Raw genomic sequence first — 9,822 nt, 5'->3', positions numbered from 1 at the left:
TCTGGCGTACAGCGGCGTCGGTCCGGGGTAGACGAACACCCGGAAGGTCGACCCCGCGGACTCGCCGGCCGCCCCTCCGGCGCTCGCCGGGGCCGCGAAGGCCGCCGTCCCCGCGGTCGCGGCGAGGATCGTTCGCCGCGAGTAGCGTCGACGGTCGCGTTCGTCGTCGGCCGTCGGATCGTCTTCGACGGGCGAGTCTCCTCCACGGCGTTCCCCATCGTCGACGGGCGAGTCTCCTCCACGGCGTTCCCCATCGTCGACGGGCGAGTCTCCTCCACGGCGCTCGCCGCCGTCGATTGCCGAGTCACCTCCACGGCGTTCCCCATCGTCGACGGCCGCCGGTCGATCGGTCACGGCTCCGCCACCTCCCGCGGCGTCCTCGACCGCAGCGACCGCTCCGTCCGAGCGCTCGCCGGCCGGCGGAGTTCGGGCAGCGGCCAAGCGCCGCGACGCGCCGACCGACCGCCGGTACCGTCCGCCCCGGATCGGGCGAACATATCGATCTCACCACACCGGCCACCGGCATTAGTCCCACACCAGTATCCACCGAATACGGCATATCTGAACCCGCTACCGTCAAAATTACCGGACAGTCAGATGGAGGAGACGGTAGCGTCGACGGCGTTACGATAGAAATACGGGGCGACCGGTGACGGCGAGGGGCGGACCGATTCCCGCCTCTCGGGCGTTCACTCGAGCGAGAAGGCGGAAACGGTCTGGTACACCGGACCGTCGGCGGTGAGCGTGCTTTCGGTCAGCCGAACCTCCTCGACCGTCGTCTCCCCGATCGTCGGGTCGCGCTCGTCGACGAGGTTCTGGACCAGCTCCTTCCCGCCGGCGTGGTCCATCCGGGCGAGGGTGACGTGGGGCGTGAAGTCGTGGGACTCCTCGTCGAAGCCCACGGCCGTCGTTCGGTCCTCGATCGCCCCGTGGAGGCGGGTCAACGCCGCACCGCCCTCCTCGACGCCGAGCCAGAGGACGCCGATGTACTCGAGGCTCGGGAAGACCCCGAGGCCGCCGTAGACGACGTCGAACGGGGAGACGCCCGCGTCGTCGACGCCGGCGGCGAGCTCATCCTCGAGGCGCGGGATCCGGGATCGGGCCACGTCGCCGAGGAATTTGAGCGTCACGTGGGCTTGCTCGGGATCCGTGAAGTCGAGCCCGGACGCGTCCGCGAACTCCTCCTGGAGGTCCGCGATCGGTTCGGCGAACTCGTCGGGGAGGTCCACGCTGACGAACAGCCGCGCTGCCATGTCGGCCCTTCGGCCGAGGCGCCCTTGAAGACCCCGATCGGCCGCCACGTCGCGATTCTCATCCCCCTCCCGCTACGTCGATATCTCGCCTGACTCCCGCGACGTCGGGATCTCGCCCCACTCCCGCGACGTCGGGATCTCGCCCCACTCCCGCGACGTCGGGATCTCGCCCCACTCCCGCGACGTCGGGATCTCGCCCGACGTCAACCCGCAGCGATCGTCGAGCGATCCCCGGGTCGCAGGTCTTAACCCTCGCGACCGCCTATCCCGCCACGATGACCGACGACGACGCGGGCGAGGATCGCCACCGCTTCTCCGAGGGGGCCGGCTTCGACGATCCGTACGACGAGTTCGACCTGGATCCGCCGGCGCTCGACGTCGACCCGGACAGGGTGGACCCGGTCGACTCGCGAGTCGTCGCCGACATGCTCGACGAACGCCAGGTCCCCAGGGACGAGGTCGACGCCGAGGAGCTCCTCGAGGTCGGCCTCAACTACATGGGGATCAACCGCTTCGAGCAGGCGACCGACGCCTTCGAGCGCGCCGCGCAGTTCACCGACGACGACCGGATCGAGCAGGAGGCCTGGACGAACAAGGGCGTCGCCCACGCCGAACTCGAGGAGTGGGACGAGGCGATCGGCGCCTACCGCGAGGCGATCGCCCTCGACGGCGAGGCGTCACGGACCTCGGACGAAGCGAGCGGGCAGCGCTCGCGAGCCACGAGCGAGCACGCCGCGACCGCCCAGACGAACCTGGCCTACGCCCTCTGGGAGTTCGGCGAGACGGCCCAGGCGCTCGAACACGCCGAACGCGCGGTCGAGATCGATCCCCGCTTCGGCCAGGCGTGGTACAATCGCGCGTTCTTCCTCCAGGAGCGCGGCCTCTCGGAGGAGGCGCTGCGCTGCATCGGCAACGCGATCCGACTCGGCATGCGCAACTCGCGGGTCCTGGACGAGAAGGCGCGCATCCTCGAGGACCTCGGCGAGTACGACGAGGCCGAGCGGGTCGCCGAGGAGGCCACGGACCTTCGCGAACGGGCCGAGGAGGAACTCGTCTCCGAGGAGAGTCGCGCCCGCATGGACGAATGATCGCCACGGATCGACCGCGCGGACGGACGACCCCCGCCGCCGGACGCCGGCCGGAGGCGGAGCGATGATCGTCAACGAACGCCAGACCCCGGAGGGGCTGCTCGTCGCGGTCTGTGACAGCGACGTCCTCGGGGAAACCTTCGAGGACGGCGAGCTCTCGCTGACCGTCACCGAGGAGTTCTACGGGGGCGAGGAGGTCGACGCGCAGACGGTCGTCGACGCGCTCTCGCGGGCGACCGTCGCCAACATCGTCGGCACGGAGTCAGTCCGGCTGGCCGTGGAGGCCGGCGTCGTCGACGAGGCGAACGTCCTCGAGATCGAGTCGACGCTCCACGCCCAGATGCTGCGGCTGTACTGACCGACGGCCTCGCGGGCGCGCCGGGTTCTCAACAGTCGATCGACTCGGCGATCTCGAGCACCGTCTCCCGATCGGGGTGACTCCCCACGCGGTAGGTGCGGCCGTCGCACTCCCACTCCACGTTCTCCACGTCGAAGGCTTCGACGGCGTCCCCCTCGACGCCGTCGCGGGTGACCCGCGTTCGGCCGTTCTCGTGATCGTCCGGCTCGACCAGCCCGGCCGTCGCGACGGTGACGAACAGCCGGCGGTCCCGGTTCTCGTCCACGTACCACAGTCGAAGGCCGACGACGTCGTCGCTGCCGTCGTACATGACCCGCCCCTCGTCGAGGGCGTAGCCCTCCGGCAGCGTCGGGTCCGGGTGCGGGAACGGCACCTCCGCCGCGAGGCGCTCGCGGCTCGAGTGGCGCCAGGAGCGCTCGGACGGCACCGACTTCACCACGGAGACGTGCTCGCGCGGCGGCTCGAACTCGAATCGATCCCGGTCGATGTCGTGATCGACCGAGATGCCGTAGTGGGCGCGTTCGTCGACGAAGCGTTCGTTCCCGGCGGCCGCCACTTCGGTTCGTTCCTGGACGAAGACCGGCAGGTCCGGGTCGATCCAGAGGCGCTTTCGAATCATCTCGCCGATCGTCGGGTCGTCGTCGGTCGACTCGAGCGGGACCACGTACTCGGTGTCCCCGAGTCGAACCGAGACGGACCTGGCGTCTGCGGCCGGCGTGGTCGGAACGGCGTCGACGACCTCCACGTCCCGGTAGCCGACGCGCTCGGTGCCGACGTGTTCGAGCCGGTAGTCGTCGGCGATCCGTTCGGCCGGGTTCAGGCCGTCGCGGTCCCGGCCGCGCAGCCGCACGGTCCCGGTGGTGTCGTGGTACTCGAGTTCGGACGCCTCGCGGGCCACGCGCACGTTGCCCACCTCGCTTTCGTCGTAGGACCACTTGGTCTCCGTGCGAACCCGGTCGGGACCGAGCCGCCAGAGGTGGTGCGTTCGCTCGTGGATGGCGTGGTTGCGCCCCGAGCGGAGGATCCGCGTCGCCTCGAAAGCTCGCTCCCGGTCGTGCTCGACCGCCACCGACGCGAGCAGGTCGTCCGCCCGCGGCGTGTCGAACGGCGCGATCGACAGGCAGCCCGAGAGGCCGGCGAGCGCGGTTCCCGCCGTCGCTGCGAGCATGCTCCGGCGGTTCATCGTTGGGTGGTATTATTTTCCAAGCGTAAAATATTTCACGGATTACGGGGTTCGAGCCGACCGTCGCGCCGAATCGGTCGATCCGAGCAGCCTCGGGGGCCGTACGCGCCGAAATTTCCGAGCCAGTAAAAACCGGTCGCTTTTCATTACCCTCCGCCTCCGATACGATAGCAGTGAGTGAGGCGCCCGGCCCCGCGGAGGTACTCGACGTCCTCGACGACGAGTACGCACTCGCGATCCTCACAGAGACGAGCGTCGAACCCATGTCCGCCAGCACACTGAGCGACCGGTGCGACGCTTCGCTACCGACGATCTACCGGCGGCTCGATCGGCTCGCGGAGTGTCGGCTAGTCACCGAAGAGACCGAACTCGCACAGGACGGCAACCACTACAGCGTCTACAGGGCGAACCTCGACCGCCTCGAACTCGGCCTCGAGGACGGCGAGCTGGACCTCGAGATCCGGTACCGCGACGAGGACGTCGCCGACAAGTTCACCCGCATGTGGGAGGGGATGCGATGAGCCGGCGCGTCGTCCGCCTCGACCAGGTGGCGCTGTTCGAACTCCTGACGGTGGCGTCGCTCTTTCTCGTCGCGGCGCTGGGAACCGTCATCGCCTACCAGGCCTACCGGGGCTACCGCCGCAACGACGCCCGGTCGATGCTCTACCTCGCCGTCGGCCTCGCGCTGCTCACCCTCGTCCCGTTCCTGCTGAACGTGGCGCTCACGACGCTGTTCGCCGCCGACCAGGTGGTCACCATCTTCGCCGAGAACGTCAGCCGCCTGCTCGGACTGGTCGCCATCATGTACTCCCTCTACGGTCGGCACTGACGCGTTACGGTCGACACTGACGCGTTACGGTCGACACCGACGTTCTTCGGTCCGGACTGACGCTACGATCTGCACGCCGCCGGACGGGCGGTACGACGCTACGATCTGCACGCCGCCGGACGGGCGGTACGACGCTGCGATCTGCACACCGCCGGACGGGCGCTCCTGTCACGACGATCGTCACCGACGCGGGCGAATCGTCAACTGACGCGGGCGAATCGTCAACTGACGCTGCCGAATCGTCAACTGACGCGGGCGGACAGCGGAGAGTAAGAAGAGACCGGCGACGACGTGTCAGGAGGACCGGCGTCCGCGTCGACGGTCGGGCGCAGAGGCGCGGGTGAACGCGCGGCAGGCACCGGCGTCGAACGGCGGGCGTGGGTAGCGTGTCAGCGGCGTGTCGTCGCGGTCGTGGGAGGACCGCGTCGATGCACGGGTGCGGTCCCCGTTCGATGGCGGGACCGGAGACGTACTAATCCCCCCGGAGCGGTTTCCGAGTCAGAAAACGCGCTCGCGAGGTCAGAGGTCGGTCCGACGGAATCGAACGTACCCGACGGCCAGCGGAACGGCGAACCACGCGAGCAGGACGACCGCGCCGAACCACTCCTGCAGGTAGAACGGGGCCTCTCCTGGGTAGCGCTCGGCCGCGGTCATCGTCAGCGCCTCCGGTTCGCGGAGGCCGTAGCCGAACTGGAGCGGCCAGACGTCGCCGGCGACCGCGTCGTTCGCGATGCCGGCGTACGCCGCGATCGGATTCAGCCCGTCGACGGCGAGGTACCAGGTCTCGGCGTCGGTCGGGGGCGTCTCGCCGTGGACCAGGTAGTACGGGCCGGCGACGATGAGCTCCCAGAGCGCGACGAACGAGGCGAAGAGCCCGACGACGATCGCCATCGCCCGGCCGCGCGTCGAGACCGCCGCCGAGACGCCGACGGCGAGGCCGACGAACGCCAGCCCGAACAGCGTCGTCGCGACCGCGAGGACGAGCCAGGATCTCGCCGGTAACGAACCGAAAAACGCCAGACTGAGGGCGCCCGCGACCAGGAAGGTGGAGACGACGGCCGCCACCACGACCGCGCTCCGTCCCAGGATCTTGGCGGCGAGGACCGCTCGCCGGGTGGGCGGCAATCCCAGCAGCAGCTTGATGCTGCCCGACCGGCGCTCGCCGACGATCGCCACGTAACCGACGATCAGCGCCGCGACGCCGAGGACGGTCTGCATCGGCAGCGCGAGCCAGGCGAGCGTCTCGGCGGCGGTGCCGTCGTCGGCGACGAGTCCGAACGCGCCGTAGAGGATCGCCGAGAAGCCGACCAGGAGGCCGATCATGGCCAGCAGCATCCGCGAGCGCGCCACGTTCTCGAGGTCTGTACGGGCGACGGCCAGCACCGTGGAATACCGCGATTCTCGAGCGGCCGTCCGCGCGGACGACGCCTCCGCTGCCGGCGATTCGGTGTTCACGCGACCACCTCCCGATCGGGTAGCGCGCCATCGTCGCCGTCGGACGCGTCGCCGTCGGCGTCCGGGTCGAGCGCCCCCCGCCGGAAGCGATCGGAACCGCCGGTTTCGGTCAGCGCGGAGAACAGCGATTCGAGGGAGGCGTCCTCGATTCCGACGTCCAGGACGGTCGCACCCGCGGCGTCCAGGCGGGTGATGACCGCCGCCTTCGCCGACGGAACGGCGCAAGTCACCTCGACGATCGGGCCGCTCGCGACCACCTCGGTGACGCCCTCCAGCGCGGGGAGCGAGTCGACGGCGTCGGCGACCGGTCGGTCGAGTTCGACGGTCACCGTCGCGCCGCCGCCGAGCGACTCCTGCAGGCCGCCGATCGTGTCGACCGCGACCAGCCGGCCGTCGTGGAGGACGCCGACCCGATCGCAGACGCGCTCGACGTGTTCGAGGATGTGACTGGAGAAAAAGACCGTCGCGCCGGCGTCGGCCTCCTCGCGGACGAGCGTCTGCATCTCGCGAATGCCGTGCGGATCGAGCCCGGAGGTGGGCTCGTCCATGATGAGCAGGTCGGGATCGCCGACGAGCGCCATCGCCATCGCCAGTCGCTGGGCCATCCCCTTCGAGTAGCCGCCGGTCGGCCGGTCGGCGGCCGTCGGCTCGAGGCCGACCCGGTCGAACAGCTCGTCGGGATCGTCGTCGGTGCCTTTCGTCTCGATAGCCAACTCGACGTGCCGGCGCCCGGTGAGCCGGTCGTAGAGTTCGAACCCGTCCGGAAGGACGCCGACCCGGCGACCGATCGCGTCCGTCGGCCCCTGGGCGTCGTAGCCGAGCACCTCGGCCGTCCCCGCCGTCGGTCGAACGTAGTCCAGCAGGAGGTCGATCGTCGTCGATTTTCCGGCGCCGTTCGGCCCCAGAAACCCGAATACTTCGCCCTCCTCGACGACGAGATTCACGTCTTCGATCGCGGTCACGTCCCCGTATCGTTTCGTCAGTCCGTTCGTTCGTATTGCCGTCATCTGTACTCACCCGGGCGTCGCCCGGCGTCGCTCGGGACTCCCGGGGTGAAGCCGTATAAAGATTGTCGAAATCCCAACATGTGTCTGTCCCGATACACAAGCGGAGTTGAGTGCAGGGGCTCCGTCGACGATCGATCGACCGAAATCGCGTCGAAAGCGGGTCGCTGGCTCAACGACGATTAAGTTGGGGTTCCGACCGCACTCGCGAGATCGGTCCGATCTGCCCGCGCGGCGCTCGCCCGCGCCGTCCGTCCCGAAGGTCCGCGATCGGTGCCGGCGATCAGGTTTCGCTGGTCAGCCGGGTGACGTCGGTCACCGCGAGTTCGTCGTCGAGGGCGAGCCGGAGTTCGTCCCCCGCTTCGCGGATCGTGATCCGGTACGTTCGGGGATCGTCCGTCGCCTCGACGGTCCACCGGCCCTCGACGAGGTACGTCGCGAACTCCCAGAACGGCGTCGCCCGGATGTCGACGTCGCGCTCCCAGTAAAACGAGACCGTGGCCGGGTGCGAGAGCGCCCACACCGAGACCGGCAGTCCGAACGGCGCCCAGCACTCCTGGCACCGACTGATCGACGCGTACGGATCGCCGGAAGCGACGCCGGTCTCGTGGACGTCGAGTTCGAGGCGGCCGCCGCACTTCGGGCAGTCGCCGGCGATGACGTCGTCGTAGGAGGCCCGAATCCGCCGTTCCGCCGCGCGGACGATCTCGGCGGGGTCGCGGTCCGCGACCAGCCCCGGCGTCAGCGGATAGGAGGCGACGCACTGCTCGCAGGCCGCACAGCGGACCCGGATCGTGACCTCCGCCGGAGCGGCCCGCAGCACGGACTCGCCGCAGGCCGGACAGTGACCGTCCACCGCCACCGGTTCGAACGAGAGCGACTTGCCGTAGCCCCCGGCGAGGATCGTCCGGACGATCCGTTCGCCGCCCCACGTGAACGTGTACCCGTCGTCGGTCTTGTGCAGGAAGACGCCCGTCAGCTGGTCGAGGTGGTAGGCGAACCGGGAGCTGTTCGAGACGTCGACGCGATCGTAGAGCTCCGAGAAGCTCAGCGTCGGCATCTCCTCGCGCAGTTCTCCGTCTCGTTCGGCCGCCGCGACCGCCTCCAGGATCTCCACGCGCGTCCCGTCGGCCAGCTTCGCGAACGCCTCGTGCGGCTCGATCCGTTCCACGGCCGGTTGCAGAACCGCCACCGACATATCGCTTTGCGTCACCGGCCGCGGAGCGGGCCGGCGCGGACCTTCGACGAGGCGCGGCGTGTCTCCCGACCCGGGTTCGCGACGCCCGGTCGCGTCGGGGCGTCCACCACGCCCGTTCGCGACGGACACGCCCGACTGGGAAACCCTTATGCGCGACTAGCGGGAAAGGCCGATGAAGGATATGACTGTCACGCTCAAGGACTTCTACGCGGACTGGTGTGGCCCCTGCAAGACCCAGGACCCGATCCTCGAGGAACTCGAGGAGGACTGGGACGACCGCTTCGAGGTCGAGAAGATCAACGTCGACGAGGCCCAGGAGATCGCCAACGAGTACCAGGTGCGATCGCTGCCGACCCTGGTGGTCGAGAACGACGACGGCATCGTCGAGCGCTTCGTCGGCGTCACCCAGCGCGAGGACATCGAGGCCGCCCTCGAGTCCGCGGGCGCGTAAGCACCGTCCGAGACCGACACGCCGAGCGGGACGCGATTTTCCGACGCGGCCACGATCAGGACTAGCGCCGCGAGCCGACCGAGACGGCGTCGACCACCGCGAGCCGACCGGGACGGCGTCGACCACCGCGAGCCGACCGAGACGGCGTCGACCACCGCGAGCCGACCGAGACGACGTCGACCACCGCGAACCGACCGAGACGACGTCGACCTACTCGAACCGGACGCCGACGTCCCGCATGTCGTCGTTGTGGCGTGCGATGTTGATGACCAGCGGGGTGACGCTCTCGACTTCCGGCGCGTTCGCGATCGGCCCGGCGTCGAGCGCGCGTAGCCCCTCGATCTCCTCGGCGAGGCGGGCCACCGTCGCCTTCGCGTCGACGTCGTCGCCCACGACGAGCGTGTCGAATTCGAGGTCCACGTCGAGGGCGGCCAGCTTCCCCGCCGCGAGGTTGTGGAAGGCGCCGACGATCGGCACCTCGTCGGGCGCGCGCTGGGCGACGAGCGCCGTCACGCTCCCCGCGCCCGGCGGGTGATAGTGCATCCCGTCTTCGTCGCTCTTCATGCCGACCGCCGGGGTCACGAGGATCGTCTCCGCGTCGAGCCGGTCGGAAACGGCCTCGACCGTGTCGCCCGCGTAGTACGGCGGCACCGAGAGCACGACCACGTCGGCCCGATCGGCCGCCATCTCGTTCGCGAAGCCCTTGAGATCGCCGTCGGCTCCGCGGGCGGCGAGGGTCTCCTCGTAGGACTCGACCGCCGTTCGGGCCTTCTCCGGATCTCGCGAGCCGACGAGGATCTCGTGGTTCGTGTCCCGAGCCCACCGCAGGGCCAGCCCCTCGCCGATGTCGCCGGTGCCGCCGAGCAGTGCGATGCGCATACCCGTCACTGCGACCGGATGTCGGATAAATCGATTGAAGCTGGCGGCCGTCGCCGCTACCCCGGCCGCGTCAGGCCGCGTTACGGCGCGGCGGCCGTTCCGCCCGCGTCAGGCCGCGTCGGGC

At 69.6% G+C, this 9,822-nt stretch carries 11 protein-coding genes and 1 pseudogene; 5 read left to right on the top strand and 7 right to left on the bottom strand.

Annotated elements, in window-relative coordinates:
- Both QZT59_RS16715 and thpR read right to left on the bottom strand, forming a co-directional pair.
- A pseudogene (locus QZT59_RS16715) lies at positions 1-354 on the bottom strand (hypothetical protein); the annotation flags it as partial.
- Between the two features lie 335 nt (positions 355-689).
- On the bottom strand, positions 690-1,253 hold the full coding sequence (thpR, locus tag QZT59_RS16710; protein WP_290818909.1) for an RNA 2',3'-cyclic phosphodiesterase: 564 nt from the start codon (positions 1,251-1,253) through the stop codon (positions 690-692).
- A 275-nt stretch (positions 1,254-1,528) separates the two neighbouring features.
- Here thpR and QZT59_RS16705 point away from each other — a divergent pair, with 275 nt between their 5' ends.
- Positions 1,529-2,341: a tetratricopeptide repeat protein gene (locus tag QZT59_RS16705; protein WP_290818907.1), complete on the top strand. Its 813-nt coding sequence runs from the start codon at positions 1,529-1,531 to the stop codon at positions 2,339-2,341.
- 64 nt (positions 2,342-2,405) lie between these two features.
- Positions 2,406-2,699, top strand: coding sequence for a DUF424 domain-containing protein (locus QZT59_RS16700; protein WP_290818905.1), 294 nt, complete (start codon positions 2,406-2,408; stop codon positions 2,697-2,699).
- Between the two features lie 28 nt (positions 2,700-2,727).
- Here QZT59_RS16700 and QZT59_RS16695 read toward each other — a convergent pair whose 3' ends face one another.
- Positions 2,728-3,882 (bottom strand): hypothetical protein, encoded by a 1,155-nt coding sequence (locus tag QZT59_RS16695; RefSeq protein WP_290818903.1) that lies wholly within the window; start codon positions 3,880-3,882, stop codon positions 2,728-2,730.
- Positions 3,883-4,055: 173 nt separating this feature from the next.
- On the opposite strand from QZT59_RS16695, the gene QZT59_RS16690 reads away from it, so the two are divergent.
- Both QZT59_RS16690 and QZT59_RS16685 read left to right on the top strand, forming a co-directional pair.
- Positions 4,056-4,403, top strand: coding sequence for a helix-turn-helix domain-containing protein (locus QZT59_RS16690; protein WP_290818901.1), 348 nt, complete (start codon positions 4,056-4,058; stop codon positions 4,401-4,403).
- On the top strand, positions 4,400-4,711 hold the full coding sequence (locus QZT59_RS16685) for a hypothetical protein (protein WP_290818899.1): 312 nt from the start codon (positions 4,400-4,402) through the stop codon (positions 4,709-4,711). Before QZT59_RS16690 ends, QZT59_RS16685 begins: the two co-directional genes overlap by 4 nt.
- 519 nt (positions 4,712-5,230) lie before the next feature.
- Here the strand turns inward: QZT59_RS16685 and QZT59_RS16680 are convergent.
- The 3 genes from QZT59_RS16680 to QZT59_RS16670 form a co-directional block, all read right to left on the bottom strand.
- Complete coding sequence (locus QZT59_RS16680) at positions 5,231-6,094, bottom strand: ABC transporter permease subunit (protein ID WP_343195786.1); 864 nt, start codon at positions 6,092-6,094, stop codon at positions 5,231-5,233.
- A 68-nt stretch (positions 6,095-6,162) separates the two neighbouring features.
- On the bottom strand, positions 6,163-7,173 hold the full coding sequence (locus tag QZT59_RS16675) for an ABC transporter ATP-binding protein (protein ID WP_290818897.1): 1,011 nt from the start codon (positions 7,171-7,173) through the stop codon (positions 6,163-6,165).
- 280 nt (positions 7,174-7,453) lie between these two features.
- Positions 7,454-8,341, bottom strand: coding sequence for an ArsR family transcriptional regulator (locus QZT59_RS16670; RefSeq protein WP_290818895.1), 888 nt, complete (start codon positions 8,339-8,341; stop codon positions 7,454-7,456).
- A gap of 208 nt (positions 8,342-8,549) precedes the next feature.
- On the opposite strand from QZT59_RS16670, the gene QZT59_RS16665 reads away from it, so the two are divergent.
- Entirely contained in the window at positions 8,550-8,819 is a 270-nt protein-coding gene (locus QZT59_RS16665; RefSeq protein WP_290818893.1) for a co-chaperone YbbN, read from the top strand.
- Positions 8,820-9,029: 210 nt separating this feature from the next.
- On the opposite strand, the gene npdG is transcribed toward QZT59_RS16665, so the two are convergent.
- Entirely contained in the window at positions 9,030-9,698 is a 669-nt protein-coding gene (npdG, locus tag QZT59_RS16660; RefSeq protein ID WP_290818892.1) for an NADPH-dependent F420 reductase, read from the bottom strand.
- Between the last annotated feature and the right edge of the window lie 124 nt (positions 9,699-9,822).

The organism is Halovivax sp. (assembly GCA_007119345.1).
Classification (GTDB): domain Archaea; phylum Halobacteriota; class Halobacteria; order Halobacteriales; family Natrialbaceae; genus Halovivax.
The sequence above is the reverse complement of the archived record's forward strand: the minus strand, read 5'-3'. Positions and strand labels throughout refer to the sequence as shown.